Origin of the sequence: Streptomyces collinus (assembly GCF_031348265.1) — a bacterium.
Classification (GTDB): domain Bacteria; phylum Actinomycetota; class Actinomycetes; order Streptomycetales; family Streptomycetaceae; genus Streptomyces; species Streptomyces collinus.
In genome coordinates this window covers 4,741,189-4,760,586 of record NZ_CP133771.1, presented here as the reverse complement: position 1 = coordinate 4,760,586, position 19,398 = coordinate 4,741,189, and the positions used below count along the sequence as shown (strand labels likewise).

The 19,398-nt window shown below is 72.3% G+C and carries 20 protein-coding genes; 8 read left to right on the top strand and 12 right to left on the bottom strand.

The window, feature by feature from the left end; genetic code table 11:
* Positions 1 to 42: 42 nt before the first annotated feature.
* Positions 43 to 879: a PhzF family phenazine biosynthesis protein gene (locus RFN52_RS21675; RefSeq protein WP_184848227.1), complete on the top strand. Its 837-nt coding sequence runs from the start codon at positions 43 to 45 to the stop codon at positions 877 to 879.
* Positions 880 to 883: 4 nt separating this feature from the next.
* Here the strand turns inward: RFN52_RS21675 and RFN52_RS21670 are convergent, their stop codons facing one another.
* The 3 genes from RFN52_RS21670 to RFN52_RS21660 all read right to left on the bottom strand — a co-directional run bounded on the left by RFN52_RS21670 (position 884) and on the right by RFN52_RS21660 (position 2,571).
* Positions 884 to 1,543, bottom strand: coding sequence for a DUF5063 domain-containing protein (locus RFN52_RS21670; protein WP_184848226.1), 660 nt, complete (start codon positions 1,541 to 1,543; stop codon positions 884 to 886).
* Positions 1,536 to 2,135, bottom strand: coding sequence for a recombination mediator RecR (gene recR / locus RFN52_RS21665; protein ID WP_003991835.1), 600 nt, complete (start codon positions 2,133 to 2,135; stop codon positions 1,536 to 1,538). The genes RFN52_RS21670 and recR overlap by 8 nt, the downstream gene beginning before the upstream one ends.
* Before the next feature lie 94 nt (positions 2,136 to 2,229).
* Positions 2,230 to 2,571, bottom strand: coding sequence for a YbaB/EbfC family nucleoid-associated protein (locus RFN52_RS21660; RefSeq protein WP_078615225.1), 342 nt, complete (start codon positions 2,569 to 2,571; stop codon positions 2,230 to 2,232).
* Positions 2,572 to 2,847: 276 nt separating this feature from the next.
* Between RFN52_RS21660 and RFN52_RS21655 the strand changes: the two genes are divergently transcribed.
* Positions 2,848 to 3,606 (top strand): SLATT domain-containing protein, encoded by a 759-nt coding sequence (locus RFN52_RS21655; RefSeq protein ID WP_184848225.1) that lies wholly within the window; start codon positions 2,848 to 2,850, stop codon positions 3,604 to 3,606.
* Positions 3,607 to 3,612: 6 nt separating this feature from the next.
* On the opposite strand, the gene RFN52_RS21650 is transcribed toward RFN52_RS21655, so the two are convergent.
* The 4 genes from RFN52_RS21650 to RFN52_RS21635 all read right to left on the bottom strand — a co-directional run bounded on the left by RFN52_RS21650 (position 3,613) and on the right by RFN52_RS21635 (position 8,428).
* Complete coding sequence (locus RFN52_RS21650; protein WP_184848224.1) at positions 3,613 to 5,166, bottom strand: substrate-binding domain-containing protein; 1,554 nt, start codon at positions 5,164 to 5,166, stop codon at positions 3,613 to 3,615.
* A 130-nt stretch (positions 5,167 to 5,296) separates the two neighbouring features.
* On the bottom strand, positions 5,297 to 7,246 hold the full coding sequence (locus tag RFN52_RS21645) for a serine/threonine-protein kinase (RefSeq protein WP_184848223.1): 1,950 nt from the start codon (positions 7,244 to 7,246) through the stop codon (positions 5,297 to 5,299).
* A 79-nt stretch (positions 7,247 to 7,325) separates the two neighbouring features.
* The gene (locus RFN52_RS21640; RefSeq protein ID WP_184848222.1) at positions 7,326 to 7,784 is read right to left on the bottom strand and encodes a MarR family winged helix-turn-helix transcriptional regulator; all 459 of its coding nucleotides are present in this window, start codon (positions 7,782 to 7,784) and stop codon (positions 7,326 to 7,328) included.
* Positions 7,781 to 8,428 (bottom strand): DJ-1/PfpI family protein, encoded by a 648-nt coding sequence (locus RFN52_RS21635; protein WP_184848221.1) that lies wholly within the window; start codon positions 8,426 to 8,428, stop codon positions 7,781 to 7,783. The genes RFN52_RS21640 and RFN52_RS21635 overlap by 4 nt, the downstream gene beginning before the upstream one ends.
* 164 nt (positions 8,429 to 8,592) lie before the next feature.
* Between RFN52_RS21635 and RFN52_RS21630 the strand changes: the two genes are divergently transcribed.
* The 3 genes from RFN52_RS21630 (at position 8,593) to RFN52_RS21620 (ending at position 11,541) form a co-directional block, all read left to right on the top strand.
* The gene (locus tag RFN52_RS21630; protein WP_184848220.1) at positions 8,593 to 9,948 is read left to right on the top strand and encodes an aspartate aminotransferase family protein; all 1,356 of its coding nucleotides are present in this window, start codon (positions 8,593 to 8,595) and stop codon (positions 9,946 to 9,948) included.
* Positions 9,949 to 10,070: 122 nt separating this feature from the next.
* Positions 10,071 to 10,772: a GntR family transcriptional regulator gene (locus RFN52_RS21625; RefSeq protein ID WP_184848219.1), complete on the top strand. Its 702-nt coding sequence runs from the start codon at positions 10,071 to 10,073 to the stop codon at positions 10,770 to 10,772.
* Between the two features lie 118 nt (positions 10,773 to 10,890).
* A complete protein-coding gene (locus RFN52_RS21620; RefSeq protein ID WP_033310151.1) occupies positions 10,891 to 11,541 on the top strand; it encodes a putative DNA-mimic protein in 651 nt (216 codons plus the stop codon).
* A gap of 4 nt (positions 11,542 to 11,545) precedes the next feature.
* On the opposite strand, the gene RFN52_RS21615 is transcribed toward RFN52_RS21620, so the two are convergent.
* A complete protein-coding gene (locus tag RFN52_RS21615; RefSeq protein WP_184848218.1) occupies positions 11,546 to 11,836 on the bottom strand; it encodes a DUF3303 family protein in 291 nt (96 codons plus the stop codon).
* Between the two features lie 183 nt (positions 11,837 to 12,019).
* On the bottom strand, positions 12,020 to 13,303 hold the full coding sequence (locus RFN52_RS21610; protein WP_184848217.1) for an adenylosuccinate synthase: 1,284 nt from the start codon (positions 13,301 to 13,303) through the stop codon (positions 12,020 to 12,022).
* 186 nt (positions 13,304 to 13,489) lie between these two features.
* Here RFN52_RS21610 and RFN52_RS21605 point away from each other — a divergent pair, with 186 nt between their 5' ends.
* Positions 13,490 to 14,389: a diacylglycerol kinase family protein gene (locus tag RFN52_RS21605; RefSeq protein ID WP_184848216.1), complete on the top strand. Its 900-nt coding sequence runs from the start codon at positions 13,490 to 13,492 to the stop codon at positions 14,387 to 14,389.
* Between the two features lie 19 nt (positions 14,390 to 14,408).
* Here the strand turns inward: RFN52_RS21605 and RFN52_RS21600 are convergent, their stop codons facing one another.
* Complete coding sequence (locus RFN52_RS21600; RefSeq protein WP_184848215.1) at positions 14,409 to 14,906, bottom strand: GbsR/MarR family transcriptional regulator; 498 nt, start codon at positions 14,904 to 14,906, stop codon at positions 14,409 to 14,411.
* A gap of 74 nt (positions 14,907 to 14,980) precedes the next feature.
* Here RFN52_RS21600 and RFN52_RS21595 point away from each other — a divergent pair, with 74 nt between their 5' ends.
* Positions 14,981 to 15,877 carry an ABC transporter ATP-binding protein gene (locus RFN52_RS21595; protein WP_184848214.1) on the top strand — a complete coding sequence of 299 codons (897 nt, stop codon included), beginning with the start codon at positions 14,981 to 14,983 and terminating at the stop codon, positions 15,875 to 15,877.
* Positions 15,874 to 17,472 carry an ABC transporter permease gene (locus tag RFN52_RS21590; protein WP_184848213.1) on the top strand — a complete coding sequence of 533 codons (1,599 nt, stop codon included), beginning with the start codon at positions 15,874 to 15,876 and terminating at the stop codon, positions 17,470 to 17,472. The genes RFN52_RS21595 and RFN52_RS21590 overlap by 4 nt, the downstream gene beginning before the upstream one ends.
* Here the strand turns inward: RFN52_RS21590 and RFN52_RS21585 are convergent, their stop codons facing one another.
* Positions 17,473 to 18,075 (bottom strand): Uma2 family endonuclease, encoded by a 603-nt coding sequence (locus RFN52_RS21585; protein ID WP_184848212.1) that lies wholly within the window; start codon positions 18,073 to 18,075, stop codon positions 17,473 to 17,475.
* Positions 18,076 to 18,162: 87 nt separating this feature from the next.
* Positions 18,163 to 19,368: a cytochrome P450 gene (locus tag RFN52_RS21580; protein WP_184848211.1), complete on the bottom strand. Its 1,206-nt coding sequence runs from the start codon at positions 19,366 to 19,368 to the stop codon at positions 18,163 to 18,165.
* Between the last annotated feature and the right edge of the window lie 30 nt (positions 19,369 to 19,398).

The following is a 19,398-nucleotide window of genomic DNA, read 5'->3' as shown; positions in this document are numbered from 1 at the left end:
AATCACGCTGCGTGACCGGGGTTCGGGCGCTACCGTCTGGGCATGGAGATATTGCGCTACGTGGCGTTCAGCAGCGATCCCCGGGGCGGCAACCCTGCCGGGGTGGTGCTCGACGCGAGCGGTGCCGACGACGCGGCGATGCTGGCGACGGCGGCCGAAGTGGGCTATTCCGAGACCGCGTTCGTACGGGACGCGTGCGACGGCTCCCTGGACGTCCGGTACTTCAGCCCGCTCGCCGAGGTGCCGTTCTGCGGCCACGCCACGATCGCCACCGCCGTCGCCCACGCGGAGCGGCACGGCACCGGGCGGCTGCTGCTGCGCACCGCGGCGGGCCTGGTCACCGTCACCACGGACCGGGCGGCGGACGGCACCCTCGTGGCCACCCTGGTGAGCGTCGCCCCGCGCACGGTCCCCCTCGACGAGGCCGACTTCGCCGAACTGCTGGCGATCCTCGGCTGGTCCGCCGGGGACCTGGACCCGGCCCTGCCGCCCCGGGTGGCCTTCGCTGGCGCCTGGCACCCGGTGATCGCCGCCGCGACCCGGGACCGGCTGGCGGACCTGGACTACGACATGCCCGCGCTCACCGCCCTCATGGCCCGCAGGGACTGGACCACGATCGACCTCGTCTGGCGCGAGTCCCCCACCGTCTTCCACGCCCGCAACCCGTTCCCGCCCGGCGGCGTGACCGAGGACCCGGCGACCGGGGCGGCGGCGGCCGCGTTCGGCGGCTACCTCAGGGAACTCGAACTCGTCCCGGTACCCGCCACCCTGACGATCCACCAGGGAGCGGACATGGGCCGCCCGAGCACGATCACGGTGACGGTGCCGGCGGACCCGGCCGGCGGAATCGGCGTCACCGGCACGGCCGTTCGGATCTGACCGGCTACTTCGCCGGGCGCAGCCCCAAGGGCTCCGCGATCTCCTCGACCATCACGCGGCCCGCCTCGATCTCCAGGGTGTCGTCGCCCATGGCCTGGTCCGTGTCCAGGCCGTCGAGTTCGGCGAGGGGCTGGTTGAGGCGGACGTGGGCGAGGACCGACTGGAGGGCCCGCAGGCTCGCCGAGGCGGTGGAGCCCCAGTTGGAGAAGTAGGAGAACTGCCACCACCACAGGGCCTCCGTGGTGCGGCCCGCCCGGTAGTGGGCCATGCCGTGGCGCAGGTCCGTGATGACGTCCGTGAGGTCGTCGGAGATGCGGGCCGGGACCGGGGCCTTGCGGGGCTCGTAGGGGTCGAAGACCTCGGAGTAGACGTCGATCGGGTCCAGCAGGCGGGCCAGGTTCTCGCGGAGCTCGTCGACGTCCGGCTCGGGGCCCGAGTCGGGTTCGTAGCGCTCGTCGGGCACGATGTCCTCGTGCGCGCCGAGCCGGCCGCCGGCCAGGAGGAGTTGGGAGACCTCCAGGAGGAGGAAGGGCACGGCCGATTCCGGCTCGTCGCCCTTGGCGACCTCCGTGACGGCGACCAGGAAGCTCTCGATCTGGTCCGCGATCTGGACCGCGAAATCGTCCGGGTTCTGGTCGGTCGCGTGCAGCGTGGCGTCAGACATCTAGGAGTCGTCTCCCCTCGAAGGCGCGGCCGAGGGTGACCTCGTCCGCGTATTCCAGGTCCCCACCCACCGGGAGGCCGCTGGCCAGGCGGGTGACCTTCAGGCCCATGGGCTTGATCATGCGGGCGAGGTACGTCGCCGTCGCCTCGCCCTCCAGGTTCGGGTCCGTGGCCAGGATCAGCTCGGTGACCGTCCCGTCCGCCAGGCGGGCCAGGAGCTCCCTGATGCGCAGGTCGTCGGGGCCCACCCCGTCGATCGGGCTGATCGCGCCGCCCAGGACGTGGTAGCGGCCGCGGAACTCACGCGTGCGCTCGATCGCCACGACGTCCTTCGGCTCCTCGACCACGCAGATGACGGCCGGGTCGCGGCGGGTGTCGCGGCAGATGTTGCACAGCTCCTCCTGCGCGACGTTGCCGCAGGTCGCGCAGAAGCGGACCTTCGCCTTGACCTCCATCAGGGCCTGCGCGAGGCGCCGTACGTCGGTCGGCTCGGCCTGGAGGATGTGGAAGGCGATCCGCTGGGCGCTCTTCGGACCGACGCCGGGCAGCCGCCCCAGCTCGTCGATCAGGTCCTGGACCACGCCTTCGTACAACGGACTGCCCTTCCTGGGTCTTCGGGGTCGGTACGCACCGTCCCGTACGTACCGTAGTTGTCTGCCGCCTCTGTGAGGAAGGCGGTGAGCCGGGTCAGAACGGCAGGCCGGGGATGCCGCCGCCGCCCAGACCCTGTGCGAGCGGGCCCAGCTTCTGCTGCTGGAGCGTCTGCGCGTTCTCGTTGGCCGCCTGGACGGCCGCCACGACCAGGTCGGCGAGGGTCTCGGTGTCCTCGGGATCCACCGCCTTCGGGTCGATCTTCAGGGCGCGCAGTTCTCCGGCGCCGGTGACGGTGGCCGTCACCAGACCGCCGCCCGCCTGCCCGTCGACCTCCGTCTGCGCCAGTTCCTCCTGCGCCTGTGCCAGGTCCTGTTGCATCTTCTGGGCCTGCTGGAGCAGCTGCTGCATATTGGGCTGGCCACCACCGGGGATCACGATCAGCTCCTTGCTCGGTACGGGTTTTCCCGTTCGGCACGAGCCTACGTGGTCGGGGCTGCCGTCGCCCCAGCACTCTTTCGAGTGAGTCCCGCTCGCGCCCTATACCCGATCAAGGAATACTTCCGGGCGGAAAAGAGGCGAAAGCTACGTCTTCGCCACCCATTGGGGGGTAGGAAGGGTCGGGCGCGTTCCGGAGGCGGGTTTTCGTCCATCGCGCAGCGTGATCGGTGAGTGAACCGTACGTGGTCATTCGTGGTCAGTGAGGAGTGCCGGGTGGGTCAGCCGGAGATGCAGCCCGAGGGGCCGCCTCAGGACGGGCGGGGCGAGCAGGCTGCGGCCGGGCTGCGGCCGGGCGATCTGACGGGGCGGGTCTTCCCGCTCGGGGACTGGGGCGAGCCGGCGGTCCGGCTGGACGAGCTGTACCGGTGGGTGGAGCGCGGGGCGCTGCGGACGGCGGCCTGGTATCTCGCCGACCGGGTGTGGAAGCGGCGGTGCGCGCGGGTGCTGCGCTGCGGGACCGCGGCCGGGGCGGTCACCGGGGTGGCGCTTCCCCTGCTGGACCTGACCGGGGTCGCGGGCGGGGTCGCCCCGTGGGGGTGTCTGGCGCTGCTGGCGGGGGCGGCCTGCATGGCCGTCGACCGGTACTTCGGGGTGACGTCGGGGTGGATGCGGGACGTGGCCACCGCGCAGGCCGTGCAGCGGCGACTTCAGGCGTTGCAGTTCGACTGGGCGGCGGAGAGCGTGCGGGAGGTGCTCGGCCCGGCGGAGGGCACGGCCGGCGAGGCCGCCGAGCGGTGCCTCGGGGTGCTGCGGAGGTTCTCCGAGGACATGACGGAACTGGTGCGGGTGGAGACCGCCGACTGGATGGGCGAGTTCCGGTCGGGGTGTGCCGCGCCGGCGGGGCTCCAGACGGTCGTCTTCCCGGGTCCGGGCCGCGGACCCGAGCCAGGGGTGAACGGACGGTTCCCGGTGCCGCCGCACGGCGGGACCCGGCCGAACATGCCGCGCCAGCGCCCGCCGGAGCCGCGGTGAGGGGCCTCAGCCCCCGCCGTCCTGGGCGCACAGGGTGAGCCCTTCCGGGGTCCAGCACGGTAGGTGGCCGTGGGTGCGGATGACGTCCTGGCCGTTGCCGCGGGCCAGGTACGTGAGGAAGCTGGAGGCCAGGGAGTCGGCCGGGGGGCGGCCGTAGGTGTAGGCGTACTCGATCTCGCGGTAGGGGTATGCGCTCGTGCCGTGTTCGATGGCGTCGACGGAGGGCGGGTCGCCGTCCAGGCGCAGCGCGTGCAGGCCCTTCGCCCGGGCGGCGAGGTTCAGTTCGCTGTAGCCGACGGCGCCGGGGAGACCGGCGACCGTCGCCAGGACCTGCTCGGTCGAGTCGAGTTCGCAGCGCAGGACGGTCGCCGTGGGGTCATCCTTGTGGGCGCAGTCGACGGAGGAGTTGGCGATCTCGCCCCGGCCCAGAACCCGGCGCTGGAAGACCTGTCTTGTCCCGGAGTTGGCGTCCCGGCTCACGAGGCGCACGGGCAGGTCGGGGCCGCCGAGCTGCCGCCAGTTGCGGATCTCGCCCCGGTACAGGCGCCGGACGTCGTCGGTGGACAGGTTCGTCAGCCTCACGTCGTCGTTGACCACGAGCGCGAAGACGGACACCGCCACCCGGTTCTCGCGCAGGTCGGGCAGACCGGCCGGCTTGGGGCCGTCCGAGAGGGCCACGACCGGCGGGGAGCCCGCGGAGTCCCGTTTCGCCCGGTCACCGGCGGCCGTGAGCTCGCGGATCCCCGCCGTCGAGCCGTGGGCGTCCACGTCGATGACGGGGTCGCCGCCGCAGTCCCGCTCGTACTTGGCGGCCACCTCGCGCAGGACCGGCGCGAACGCGGTGGAGCCGGTGAGGGTAAGGGTGCCGCTCGCGCAGCCGATCGGGGGCGGGGTGTCGTCCTGGGCGACGACGATCGCCGCCAGGGTGACCACGCTCGCCGTGAGCGCGATGGTGATCAGCCGCGCGGCCCTGCTGAACAGGGGCGGTTTCTCGTCCGGCGTGGCACTGCGGTTGGGGTGCACCTCGCCGTCGCGCAATCCGCCGACCAGCCGGATCTCGTCCCCGACGTCACCGCCGGAGAGGAGGACGAGCAGCTTGAAGTGGTCGCCGCGGTTGAGCGGGACGCGCGGGATGCGCAGCGTGTTGCCGTCGTAGGCGAAACCGCGTGCGGCGGTGAAGTGGTCCATGAGGTGGTCGGTGTCCGACGGCTGGGTGACCGAGACACCGCGGACGGTACGGCCGGCGAACACCGCGGTCAGACCGTGGACTTCGGGGCCGGTGTAGTCGTCGCGGTCGATGCCCTGCGAGCCGTCGTTCTCGATGCGCAGCAGGACCAGGGTCGCGTCGGACATGCCGGGATCCTCGTCGAACAGGCCGAGGCGGCGGTTGGCGCGGCCCGAGCGCACGTCGTCGCCGACGGGGTTGTCCATCTGCACCCGGTAGCCGACCCGTTTGCGGCGCGGCACCCGGCGTTCGTACCAGACCATCACGCCCGAGGCGATGATGCCGAGGAGGGCCGTCGCCACGGCCACGAGGTTCTCCGCGCTCAACCACTCCACCGTGGGTGCCCCCGCCGCCGCCCGGACGATTCGATCGTCCGGTCACCGTACGGCCGTGCGAGCGCCCAGCCGGTTGTCGTCGGCCGGAATTCGCCGGACGTTCAACCGCCAGGTGGCCGAGAGCAGTCGGTCACTGCCTCGTGTACGTCAGCCGCTCCCCGCTGCTGGTGTTCACGCGCTCCAGGGTGCCGTCCGGCAGGAGGGTCACCTCGGTGGCCGCGCCCGGGGTGCAGGCGGTGCGGGGCTGTCCGACCTTCACGGTGGACGGGCCGATGCTCAGCGCGCCGCCGGTGCCGGGTTCAGCGGTGAGCCGCCCCTCGAACACGCAGTGGTAGGTGCCGCCGTCCTTGGTCGGGCCGTCGGCCACGAGGGACAGGACCGTGTCGCCCGGTTCGCCCTGCTGGAGGGTGAGCGAACGGCTGTGCTCGCCCTCGGCGTTGTCGATGGTCGTGGTCCAGGTGCCGAGGTACCCGGCCGGGATCGTGCCGCCCGCCGGGGAGGGGGAGGTGCCCTGCTGCGAGGTCGTAGGGGACGGACCCGGAGTGGTCGGGGACGTGCCCGTGCTCTGCGTGGGGCCGGGGCGGTCGTCGGCCCGGTCGTCGCCGCCGCCCTGCATCAGCGCGTACACCGACCCGCCCGCGGCGAGCGCGACGACCAGGGCGATCACGACGAGCAGCGCGGTGGAACGGCCGTCTCTTCCCCGCTGCGGCTGCGGGGGGCCGTAGGGCGGGGTCGTGCCGTAGGGCGGCGGGCCGTAGGGCGGGGTGGAGCCGAGGCCGCCGTAGGCGGGGTGGGGCTGGGGGTGCTGCTGGGGGTAGCCGTACGCGGGGTGCGGGGGCGGGGGCGCCTGCACCTGCGGATGGGGCGGGACGCCGGCGGCCGGGAGCCGCCGTGGCGCCGGGGGTGCGCCCTGGCCCGCCACCATGGTGGGCAGATGGTTGACCGGCCCGCCCTCGCCGGGCAGGCCCGGCGGGGGCGGGCCCGGGGTCGCGGCGGGCGCCGCCGCGGGGGCCGGGGGCAGCGCGGGGCGCGGTGACGCCTCGTCGGCGGCGGGGGCGTGTTCGGGGGTGGGGCCGGGGCCGGGGTTCTCGCCGGGGCCGGAGCCCCGCCGGCCGGCGGGCGGCCCGGGAGGGTCGGCTCCCTCGGCGGAACCGGCTCCCTGCGGATCCTCCGTCTCCAGCAGCCGCACCGCGTGCCGACCCAGTTGCGCCACCAGCGCGCTCGGCAGCCAGGGGTCGAGGGCGCGGCCGTCCGCGACGGTGTCGTCCGCGCCCGTGCGTTCCAGGACGCGGTCGAGGGAGGGCCGGGCGGCGGGGTCCTTGCGCAGGCAGTCCCGGACCAGGTCGGCGATGCCCTCGGGGACGCCGTCCAGGTCCGGTTCCTCCTGGGCGATGCGGAACATCAGGGCGTGCACGCCGCTGTTGGCGGTGCCGAAGGGCAGGGCGCCGGTCGCGGCGTAGGCGAGGACCGAGCCGAGGCAGAAGACGTCGCACGCCGGGGTGATGCGGTCGCCCCGCACCTGCTCGGGCGCCATGAAGCCGGGCGATCCGACGAGCGCGCCGGTACGGGTGAGCCCGCCGTCCGTCACGGTCTCCAGGGCGCGGGCGATACCGAAGTCGATGACGCGCGGGCCGTCGATGGTGACCAGCACGTTGGACGGCTTGAGGTCGCGGTGGACGATGCCGGCGGCGTGGATGTCCTTGAGCGCGTGCGCGAGCCCGGCCGCGAGGATGCGGACCGTGCGCTCGGGCAGGGCGCCGTGGTCGTGCCCGACGACCTGCTGCAGGCTCGGCCCGGCGACGTACCCGGTGGCGACCCACGGCACGGCGGCCTCGGTGTCGGCGTCAAGCACCGGCGCCGTCCAGTACCCGCCGACCCGCCGCGCGGCCTGCACCTCCTGCCGGAACCGCTCCCGGAACTCCTCCTGCGCGGCCAGTTCCTCGCGCACGAGTTTCACGGCGACCGTACGGCCCCGCTCCGAGCGGGCCAGATAGACGTGCCCCATACCCCCCGCACCGAGCCGCGCCAGCAGCCGGTACGAACCGATCTGCTGCGGATCCCCGGGCCCCAGCTTCTCCATCGCTCAGCCGCCTTCCCCCCACACGCGAGCAACAGACCGAGAATAGTGGGGGGCCGGGGCGGGGTGGCCCGGGCGACGTCTACGGTTCGGTAACAGGCGGACCTGCCTGTTCGAGCACCTTCGACAGCCGTTCGAGGACGCGGACCGCCTCCGCCAGTTCCGCCTCCCCGAACTCCTCCGCCAGCCGGTCCGCGAACGCCGCGTGTCCGGGGTCGATCCGGGCGATCGCCGCCCGCCCCTGCGCGGTCGGTGCGAGGAGCTTGGCCCTGCGGTGCGCCGGGTTCGGCCGGTACTCCGCGAGCCCCTGCTCCACCAGCAGGTCGGCGATGCGCTGCACGCTCTGCCGCGTGATGCCCATGGCGCGGGCGATGCCGGAGACGGGCAGCGGCTCCCCGAGGACCGCGCCGAGCACCTGCCACCAGGCGGCGGTGAGTCCGGCGGGCCGGGCCAGTTCCTCCGCGACGGCGAGGTACTGGCCGTTGAGCCGGAACACCCCGAGGGCGCTGCGGCTGAGGAGGTCCTGACGCTCGCGGCTCACAGCGCGCCGGCCTTCTCCAGCACCGCGTACGCCGCCGCGTCGGAGTCGTGGAAGAGCCGGTACCAGGCGTCCAGTACCTCACCCTCGTAGACCCCGAGCAGCCGGAGGATCTCCCGGGCGAAGGCGACGGGCTCGGTCGGGCCCGCGGTGACCAGGGCGCCGTCGGTGACGGCGTCGGCCTCGACGTAGCGTCCGCCGCCCGCGTAGCCGGTCGCGGCCAGGTAGAAGGAGACGGCGCTGGTGTGGTCGCGGTCGTCGAGCAGGCCCTCCCGGGCGAGTCCGGCGGTGGCTCCGCAGATCGCGGCGACCGGGACGCCCGCGTCCAGGAAGGCCCGGGCCGTGCGGGCGAAGGGGGCCAGGTCGCCGGATCCCGCCGCGGTAGCGGCTGATGTCACATTCCAGAGGTCGGCGCCCGGGAGGATCAGCAGCGCGCTGTCCTCGGGTCGCAGGTCGTCCAGGGCCAGGTCGGGCTGGATGCGCAGTCCGCCGATGCTCCGCACCGGGGCCGTGGTCGGGCCGACGGTCCGGATCTCGTGGCCGGCGCGGGCGAGGTGGGCGGTGGCGTGGCCGGTCTCCCAGTCGGCGAGCGTGTCGTAGACGGCGAGATGGACGGGCTTGCCGGGGCGGCCGGTGGTGGCGTTCATGACTCCTCCTCGGTCCTGCACTGCTTATGACAGTATCCTGTCAGTACGACAGAAGACTGTCAATGAGTTTCCCCGGCGTCTGGACAACCTGTCGGCGGAAGACCTCCGACGCCCGACAGGCCGCCGCTTTCACCGCCGTCTCCCCCGCACCTACGCTCGCCCGCATGACCCCTCAGCCGAACCCCGAAGCCGGTGCCGCCGTCAAGGCCGCCGACCGTGACCACGTGTTCCACTCCTGGTCAGCTCAGGAGCTCATCGATCCGCTCGCCGTCGCCGGTGCCGAGGGGTCGTACTTCTGGGACTACGACGGCCGGCGCTACCTCGACTTCTCCAGCGGGCTCGTCTACACGAACATCGGCTACCAGCACCCGAAGGTCGTCGCCGCGATCCAGGAGCAGGCCGCGAAAATGACGACCTTCGCGCCCGCCTTCGCCGTCGAGGCCCGGTCGGAGGCGGCCCGGCTGATCGCCGAGCGGACCCCGGGCGACCTGGACAAGATCTTCTTCACCAACGGCGGCGCCGACGCCGTCGAGCACGCCGTCCGGATGGCCCGTCTGCACACGGGCCGCCCGAAGGTGCTCTCGGCGTACCGCTCGTACCACGGCGGCACCCAGCAGGCCGTGAACCTCACCGGCGACCCGCGTCGCTGGGCCTCCGACAGCGGCACGGCCGGGGTCGTGCACTTCTGGGCGCCCTACCTCTACCGCTCCCGCTTCTACGCCGAGACCGAGGAGCAGGAGTGCGCCCGGGCGCTGGAGCACCTGGAGACGACGATCGCCTTCGAGGGGCCCTCGACCGTCGCGGCGATCATCCTGGAGACCATCCCGGGCACGGCCGGGATCATGGTCCCGCCGCCCGGCTACCTCGCCGGGGTGCGGGAGATCTGCGACAAGCACGGGATCGTCTTCGTGCTGGACGAGGTCATGGCCGGGTTCGGGCGGACCGGTGAGTGGTTCGCAGCGGACCTGTTCGACGTCACGCCGGACCTGCTGACCTTCGCCAAGGGCGTGAACAGCGGGTACGTGCCGCTGGGCGGGGTCGCGATCTCCGGTGCCATAGCCGAGACGTTCGGGAAGCGCCCCTACCCCGGCGGTCTGACGTACTCCGGGCACCCGCTGGCGTGCGCCGCCGCGGTGGCGACGATCAACGTCATGGCCCAGGAGGGCGTCGTCGAGAACGCGGCCCGGCTGGGCGCCGACGTCGTCGGGCCGGAGCTGCGCGCGCTCGCCGAGCGGCACCCGAGCGTCGGCGAGGTGCGCGGCACCGGCATGTTCTGGGCGCTGGAACTGGTCCGCGACCGCGAGACGCGGGAGCCGCTGGTGCCGTACAACGCGGCCGGTGAGGCAGGCGCCCCCATGGCCGCCTTCGCCGCCGCGGCGAAGAAGGGCGGGCTGTGGCCCTTCGTGAACATGAACCGGACGCATGTCGTGCCGCCCTGCAACATCAGCGAGGCGGAGCTCAAGGAGGGCCTCGCCGTGCTGGACGCCGCACTGTCGGTGGCGGACGAGTACACCGGGTAAACACCTGTAAACCCGTCAGTAACCGACATCCTCGCGTCCCGTTCGAACGCGTAAGGTGGCGTGCTCGTAGACATACATATACGCGCACGCCACCCGAACGCGACGAGGGAGACGCCCTGACCATGCCCGCCAGCACCGGCAACGGCGCCGTGACGCGCAGCACCCTGCGGCAGCAGATAGCCGAAGCGCTCCGTGACGAAGTGCTGGCCGGACGGCTCCAGCCGGGGCAGGAGTTCACGGTCAAGGAGATCGCCGAACAGTACGGGGTGTCCGCGACGCCGGTGCGCGAGGCGCTCGTCGACCTGTCCGCGCAGGGGCTCCTCGAAGCCGACCAGCACCGCGGCTTCCGGGTCCGCGAGTACTCGGTCGACGACTTCCGCGGCATGATCGAGGCCCGCGGGCTGGTCATCGAGGGCATGTTCCTCGCGCTGAACGAGGGGCGGCCCAATGCGGTGCGGCCCGATGACCCCCGGGCCGCCGCCGTCGTCGCCGGGGTCCGCAGGCGCGGCGAGGAGGCGCAGCGGGCCGCCGCGGCCGGTGACCTCACCGTGCTCATCGGCTACGACCTGCGCTTCTGGCGCGAGCTCGGCGCCTGCTTCGGCAACCCCTACCTGGCCGACTTCCTGCACCGGCTGCGCGTCCAGACCTGGGTCTGCGCGGTGCAGCACCTGCGCCGGCTCACCGATCTGCGCGGTGAGCTGTGGGCCGGTCACACGCAGCTGGTGGACGCCCTGATCGTCCGCGACAACGAGGCCGCCCGGGCGATCATCGCCGCGTACAACACGCACTCGCTCAGCCTGATCGAGCGGCTCGCCTCCGGATGATCCGCGTCGCCGCTGTCCGTGTGGGTATGGGACATGCACGGCGGGAGCCGTGACCGCGGCGCACCGCTACCCTTCTTGACCACCGTGCTACCCGACCGCGCTGAGCGAGGAGCCTTCTTTGGCCTGTGACCTGTGGCTGGTACCGCTCGTGGACGTGTTGTGCCACACGCCGGACAACCCCTTCGCCGAGGAACTCGCGCAATACAACAAGGTGCTCGCCGAGGCCGGTCTGCCGCCGGTGCCGGTGTACCAGTACATGCCGGGCCTGTCCGGCGAGGTCGCCCCGGTCGCGGGCTTCGACTACGACGCGCTGCACTTCCTGCGCCGCGCCTATCTGCTCCAGGTGTGCGGCCTTCCGGTGACGCCCGTGGACGAACTGGGCGGTGACTACGAGCAGTTGCTGGAGATGTTCGAGTCGACGGCCCAGCAGTCGCACCTGGTCTGGCACTACGACCACGCGGGCGCCTACGTCCCCGTCGACTTCCCCAGTCCGCTCGCCGACGACGATCTCCTCGCGGGCGGCGGCCCGCTGGGCTCCTCGCACGCCCTGCTGCGGGAACTGGAGACGGTCGCCCCGGGCATCGGTATCGACCCGGCCAACCCGCCGGCCGCTCCCCAGCCGCCGCTCGCCCCGACGGAGCTGGAGGAACCCGCCGTCCCCGCCCCGTACGACCCGAGCCCGTTCGCCCGTGAGCGGCACGTCTGGCTGGGGCTGCACGCGGCCGTGACCCGCAGTCTCGCCCAGGGGTCGATGATCGTCTTCAGCTGAAAGGTCAGGCCAGCTGGGACAGGCCCTTCTGGAGGTCGTCGCCGTTCATGATCGGGAAGACCTCGACGTCGGCGTTGAGGTCGGTGAAGAACGGTTCGAGCAGGGGCGGGAGCTGGGCGCTCTCCTGCATGTCGAAGACCATGAAACAGGTTCTGCGGCCCCCGCAGGGCCCGTAGTAGGCCGCCTCCGGCTTCAGCTTCTCCAGGGCCTCCTGCATGATCTGCGGCATCTTGCCGCCCCGGATGGCGTCGTTGCCCTTGTCGGTGTCCAGCGTCGCCTTGAGCATCACGCGCATAGCACTCACTTCTTCCGTCTCGGGGTGGTGGTGGCTGAGGTGGTGGCTGCTGCGAATCGCAGGCTCAGACTATGGCCGGACAGGACGGTTATGCCCCTTGAGTGCTCCATCGGGAGCAGACAGCGAAACGCCCCGGCGACCGCGGGGGTCGCCGGGGCGTGGCGCGCGTGCCGTCCGGTGGGGCTACAGGAACGAGTTGATCTCGATCGTCTCGTCCCGGCCCGGGCCCACGCCGATCGCGGAGATCGGGGCGCCGGACATCTCCTCCAGCGCCTTCACGTACGCCTGGGCGTTCTTCGGCAGGTCACCGAAGGTCTTCGCCTTGGAGATGTCCTCGTTCCAGCCGGGGAGCATCTCGTAGACCGGCTTGGCGTGGTGGAAGTCGGTCTGGGAGTACGGGAGCTCCTCGACGCGCTTGCCGTCGATCTCGTAGGCGACACAGACCGGGATCTGCTCCCAGCCGGTGAGGACGTCGAGCTTGGTGAGGAAGAAGTCGGTCAGGCCGTTCACGCGGGTCGCGTAGCGGGCGATGACCGCGTCGAACCAGCCGCAGCGGCGGTCACGGCCGGTGGTGACACCGCGCTCGCCGCCGATGCGGCGCAGCGCCTCGCCGTCCTCGTCGAACAGTTCCGTCGGGAACGGGCCGGCGCCGACGCGGGTCGTGTACGCCTTGAGGATGCCGATGACCCGGCTGATCTTCGTCGGGCCCACGCCGGCGCCGGTGCAGGCGCCGCCCGCGGTCGGGTTCGACGAGGTGACGAAGGGGTAGGTGCCGTGGTCGATGTCGAGCAGCGTGCCCTGGCCGCCCTCGAACAGGACGACCTTGTCCTCCTCCAGCGCCTGGTTGAGGACCAGGACGGTGTCGGAGACGTACGGCGCGAGCTTGTCGGCGTAGCCCAGCAGCTCCTCGACCACCTGCTCCACGGCGATCGCGCGCCGGTTGTAGAGCTTGGTGAGGACCTGGTTCTTGACGTCGAGGGCCGCCTCGACCTTCTGCGTGAGGATCGACTCGTCGTACAGGTCCTGCACGCGGATGCCGACACGGTTGATCTTGTCGGCGTAGGTCGGGCCGATGCCGCGGCCGGTCGTGCCGATCTTCCGCTTGCCGAGGAAGCGCTCGGTCACCTTGTCCACCGTCACGTTGTACGGGGTGATGATGTGCGCGTTTCCGCTGAGGAGGAGCTTGGACGTGTCGACGCCACGCTCGTTCAGACCGCTCAGCTCGGAGAGCAGGACCGACGGGTCGACGACGACGCCGTTTCCGATGACCGGCGTACAGCCGGGAGACAGGATTCCGGAAGGGAGGAGGTGCAGTGCGTACTTCTGGTCACCCACGACCACCGTGTGGCCGGCGTTGTTGCCGCCCTGGTAGCGCACTACATAGTCCACGGAGCCACCGAGAAGGTCGGTGGCCTTTCCCTTGCCTTCGTCACCCCACTGAGCACCGAGCAGCACAAGTGCGGGCACGCGCGTACACCCCTTCCGGGCGGGGCATGTCCATGGTCGAGGGTGAACGCGGAGAATATGCAGCCGCGTGCACCGCGACCGCCGTTGGTCGCCAACCGTCGGACCGGATGCCCCGGAATAGACGAAGCCCCTGGCGCAATAGCGCAAGGGGCTCTTGCACAAAGATGCTACCCGAGGAAGCGAGGCATGGCCGAGGTGGCGACTTCCGCGACGTCCGAGCAGCTGTTGGTGGTGGTCGACCCGGTCGCCCGTAGGTCCGACGGCGAGTCCGTCAGGATCGCGAAAGACGTGCTCGGAGCGGGTGCGGGCATGAAGCTGTGCCTGCCGGACGGGCCGGAGGAGTTCGCCAGGGCGCTGGCCCGGCGGGGCTCGCGGCGGCCGGTGGTGGTGGGCGACGACCGGGCGCTGATCCGGGCGGTGGCGCTGCTGCACCGGCACCGGGAGCTGGCCGGATGCGCACTGTCGGTGGTGCCGGTCGGGGGCGCGCTGTCCCTGGCCCGGTCGCTGGGGGTGCCGACGGGGCCGGTGGCGGCGGCGCGGGCGGTGCTCGACGGGGTCGAGCGGCGCATGGACCTGATGGTCGACGACAGCGACGGGGTGGTGCTCGGCGCGCTGCGGATACCCCCGCTGCGGCCCTCGCAGGCGGCCGGGGCGGGCCCGGAGGCCGCGCCGGATCCGGACGACGTGCCGGGCCGCCCGTGGCTGCGGACCTGCCAGTCCCTGGTGCGGACGCTGGTTCCGCCGGGGCGCCCGTCCCGGCCGGCCGCGGCGCCCGAGCCGGGGCCGTCCCGGCTGCGGGTCGAGGTGGACGGGGAGACCCTCGTCGACCTGCACCAGCCGGTGGAGGCGGTGTCGGTGTCACCGGTCGCGTCGGGCGTCGCGTCGGTGGAGGTCAGACCCGTGTCGGTGGGCGCGGAGGCCTCGCCGCTGCTGGCGCGGGGCCGGACGGTGACGGTGTCCGGGGCGCACTTCCGCTACCGCGCGGACACGGTGGTGTCGGGGCCGGTGCGGACCCGGACGTGGGTGGTGCAGGAGGGGGCGTGGGGGCTGACGGTGCCGGCGGGCAGTGAGCCGGCAGGTTCGTGATCCTTGCCGCGTACGGGGCTCACACCGGCCCGAACGTCTTGTCGCGGTGCACCCGCCAGCGCTCCATCAGCGCGGCGAGTTCGACCTCCACGAACTCGAAGAAGGCGAGGGTCTCCGACATCCGGCGGCCGGCCGGGGTGTCGGCGCCGAGGCTGGCGACGCCCTCGCGCAGGGCGACCTCCCACCGCTTGAGGACGGCGTCGCGGTTGGTGAGGGCCTCGTACCACTGGTCGCCGCGCACCCGGTACCGCTCCCGGCGCGAGCCCGGCTCCCGCTCGCGCGAGACCATGTGCGTCTGGGCCAGGTAGCGCACCGCCCCGGACACCGCGGCGGGGCTGATCCGCAGCTGCTCCCCCAGCTCGGCGGAGGTCATCGAGCCCGCGTCGGAGGAGAGCAGCGCGGCGAAGACCCGGGCGGGCATCCGCGCCATCCCCGCCTCGACCAGCTGCGCCGCGAAGGACTCCACGAACCTCGACACGGCCTCCGCGTCCCGGCCGGTCCCGGCTGATTCCGTCATGAGGCCCATCCTATCCGCGGTTCACACGATTCTTTAACTTCACAAATTTCTGAAAGAAGCGTACGTTCTGAAGCATGACGAAGGCCATCACCGTCTCCGGACTGCACAAGTCCTTCGGGCGGACGCACGCTCTCGACGGGCTCGACCTGGAGGTCGCCGCCGGTGAGGTCCACGGCTTCCTCGGCCCCAACGGCGCCGGGAAGTCCACCACGATCCGGGTCCTGCTCGGTCTGCTGCGCGCCGACTCGGGCGCCGCGCAGGTGCTCGGTCGCGACCCCTGGGCGGACGCGGTGGAGGTGCACCGGCGGATCGCCTACGTCCCCGGCGACGTGACGCTGTGGCGCAACCTCTCCGGCGGCGAGGTCATCGACCTCTACGGCCGGCTGCGCGGCGGACTGGACTCCCGGCGCCGCGCGGAGCTGATCGAGCGCTTCGAACTCGACCCCACGAAGAAGGGCCGCACGTACTCCAAGGGGAACCGGCAGAAGGTCGCCCTGGTCGCCGCGTTCGCCTCGGACGTCGACCTGCTGATCCTGGACGAGCCGACCTCGGGCCTGGATCCGCTGATGGAGGAGGTCTTCCGGCGCTGCGTCGAGGAGGAGCGCGACCGGGGCCGCACGGTCCTGCTCTCCTCCCACATCCTCAGCGAGGTCGAGGAGCTGTGCGACCGGGTGAGCATCATCCGGGGCGGCCGTACGGTCGAGAGCGGTTCACTCGCCGACCTGCGCCATCTGACCCGCACCAGCGTCGTCGCCGAACTCGCCGGGCCGCCCGACGGGTTGTCGGCACTGCCCGGCGTGCACGACCTAGACATACGGGGGCGCCGCGTCCGCCTCCAGGTCGACACCGACCGGCTGGACGGCGTCCTGCGGTCGCTGAGCGAGTCGGGCGTGCGGTCGCTGACGTCGACACCGCCCACGCTGGAGGAACTCTTCCTGCGGCACTACCAGGACGAGGCGGCGGGCCGATGACGGCCTTCGCGGTACGGCACGGCGGCTCGCGCCAACTCGCCGGTACCGGCACCCTGCTGCGCTTCGCCCTGCGCCGCGACCGGCTGATGATCCCCGTCTGGATCGCGGTCAACGCGCTGATGGTCCTGTCCATGCCGGGCACCCTGGAAGGCCTCTACGGCACCCCGGCCGAACGCGCCGGCCTGGTCCGGCAGATGGAGACCAACTCCTCGCTGCGCGCGATGGTCGGCCCGGTCTTCGGCGACTCGCTGGGCGCCCTGACGGCCTGGCGCGTCGGCATCTACGCCGGTGCCCTGGCAGCCGTGCTGAGCCTGCTGGTCGTCGTACGGCACACCCGGGACGAGGAGGAGAGCGGCCGTCAGGAACTGGTCGCGTCCGGGACGGTGGGCCGCCGGGCCTCGCTGACGGCGGCCCTGCTGGCGGCGGCCGTCGCGAACGCGGTGCTCGCGCTGCTGGTGACGGCGGGCCTGGCCGGACAGGGCGGGGCCGGGGCCCTGGCGCTGGGGCTCGGGATCGCCGGGGTCGGGATGGTCTTCGCCACGGCGGCGGCGATCGTCGCGCAGCTGACCGAGAGCGCACGGCTGGCACGCGGCCTGACGGCGGCGGTGCTCGGGACGGCGTTCGTCCTGCGCGCTGCGGGCGACTCGGCGACCGACGACGGCTCCTCGGCACTGACGTGGGTGTCTCCGCTGGGCTGGCTGGAGAACCTGCGGCCCTATGCCGGCGAGCGCTGGTGGGTGCTCGCGCTCCTCGCCGGGGCGGTCGTCCTCCAGGGGGCGGTCGCCTACGCCCTGGCCGGCCGCCGGGACCTCGGCATGAGCTTCCTGCCGACCCGGCCGGGCCCCGCGTCCGGCCGGCTGGGCACCGCGAGCGCCCTGGCCTGGCGGTTGCAGCGGGGCGGCCTGCTGGGCTGGAGCATCGGCTTCCTCCTCGCCGGGGTCGTCTACGGCGGCATGACCGAGGGCGCGGCCGACCTGGTCGGCGACAACGACAACGCCCGGCGGATCGTCGAGCGGATGGGCGGGCAGTCCGGCCTGACGGACGCGTTCCTGGCGTCCATGATCGGCATGCTGGGCCTGGTCGCGGCGCTCTGGATCGTGGCGTCGGTGCTGCGCCTGCACGGCGAGGAGACCTCGGGCCGGGCGGAACCGGTGCTGGCGAACGCGGTGGGGCGACTGCGCTGGGCCGCCGGGCACCTGGTGATCGCCTTCGGCGGTGCCGCCTTGATCATGCTGCTGGCCGGACTGGGCTTCGCCGTCGGCTACGGCAGGCAGACCGGGCCGGTCCTGGCCGCGTTCCTGGTGCAGCTCCCGGCGGTGTGGGTGGTCGGCGGGGTGGCGGTGCTGCTGCACGGCGTCCTGCCCCGGGCGGCCGTCGCGGCCTGGGGTGTCGCCGGGGCGGTGCTGCTGATCGGCTGGGTCGGCCCGGCGCTGGATGTGCCGCGGGCGGTGCTGGACGTCTCGCCGTTCGGGCATCTGCCGAAGCTGCCGGGCGGCTCCATGGAGTGGGGGCCGGTGGCGGTGCTGACCGGGGTGGCGGTGGTACTGGTGGCCGGGGGGCTCGCAGGGTTGCGGAGGCGGGACATGTCCACGTGATCAGTCGACGTACTGCTTGAGCTTCTCGGTGTCCAGTTCGATGCCGAGGGGCTCAGGGATCAGCAGGGCGACCCCGAAAGGTGCCGTGCGGCAGTTGCCGTATCCGACGCCCGGGTCCGGATCGCTGTAGAGCTTGACGGCGCAGGCATCCCGATCGACCAGCAGATAGAACGGAATGCCGGCGGCGCCGTAGGCGACGGGCTTCTCCTGGCGGTCGCGCCGGTCGGTGTCGGAGTCGTACGACGTGACTTCGAGAACCAGGAGCACCCCGCTCGGGTCAGCCCATTCCCCGTGCCCCGCGAAGTGTTCCTCGGGCACGAGCACGGCGTCGGGGCGGGCCCGGCCATCGCGGTACTTCTCCACGCGCAGGCCCTGCCCTTGGTAGAGGTCGAGGTCGGGCCTGTATTGCATGCAGCGCCGCAGCAACCACGTGACGATGGTGTTGTGGTCCCCGTCGGCCACCCTCTTGACCCCGATCCGTCCGTTGATGAACTCCAACCTGACGGCGTCGTCGGTCTCCTTGGCCGCGAAGGCGGCGATCCTCTCGAACTCCTCGACCGACATCTGGGGCGTCTGCAAGCCGCGCTCTGCCATAAGCGTCATGGTGCACCGCCTTTCAGGTTGTGGCCAGTGTGGCGAGGCTCGGACGACAGCGGGTCGATACGCCTTCCTGATCATCCGAACGGGTGATCACCCCACCTCGACAGTCAGACACTCCAAGCCTCTGATCACGAAGTTCGGCTTCCGAGCAGGCTCCGCGGCCAGTCGCAGCGTCGGGGCCCGCTCCAGCAACGCCCCCATCGACGCCGCCAGCTCGATACGGGCCAGGGGAGCGCCGATGCAGTAGTGGATGCCGGCGCTGAAGGAGATGTGGGGGTTGTCCGCGCGGGTGAGGTCGAGGGCGGACGGGTTCCGGAACACCGCCGGGTCGTGGTTGGCGGAGCCGAAGAGCATGGCGATCTCCGCGCCGCGCGGGATCGTCGTGCCGTCGATCTCGATCTCGTCCAGGACCCAGCGTTCGAACAGCTGGAGCGGGGTGTCGTAGCGCATCAGCTCCTCGATCGCGGAGGGGACGAGCGTGTGGTCCGCGCGCAGCGCCTCCAGCTGGGACGGGTTGCGGAACAGGGCGTACCAGCCGTTGACCGTGGCGTTCACCGTGGCCTCGTGGCCGGCGTTGAGCAGCAGGACGCAGGTGGAGATCATCTCCTGCTCGGTGAGCCGGTCGCCCTCGTCGTGGGCTGCGATGAGCCCCGAGATGAGGTCCTCGCCGGGTTCCTTGCGGCGGGCCGCGATCAGCTCGCGCAGGTAGTCGGAGAACTCGACCGACGCCCGGACCGCCTTCGCCGCCGTGTCCTCGGACGGCTTCAGCTCGTACATCCCGCAGATGTCCGCCGACCAGGGGCGCAGCGGGGCCCGGTCGGACTCCGGGATGCCGAGCATCTCGGCGATCACCGCGACGGGGAGGGGTTCGGCGACGTCCTTCAGCAGGTCGCCGCCGCCTTTCGCGACCAGCGCGGACACCAGTTCGTCGGCCAGGCCCCGCACGTACGGCTTCAGCCGCTCCACCGTGCGGGGCGTGAACGCCTTCGACACCAGACGGCGGATCCGGGTGTGGTCCGGCGGCTCCAGGTCGAGCATCCCGTGGTCGTTGAGCGTGTGGAACGGCTCGTGCTCCGGCGGGGGCGCCGTGCGGCCGAACTCCTCGTGTGAGAACCGGTGCTGGTACGTCCGGCCGAGGCGCCGGTCGCGCAGCAGTGCCGAGACGTCCGCGTGGTGCGGGACGAGCCACTGGTTCGTGGGCTCGAACCAGTGCACGCGGCCCCGGGCGCGCAGCTCGGCGTAGACGGGGTACGGGTCGGTGAGGAACGCCGGGTCCCACGGGTCGAATGCAGCCATGCCGGGACGCTAGCCCCACACCCCCTCCCC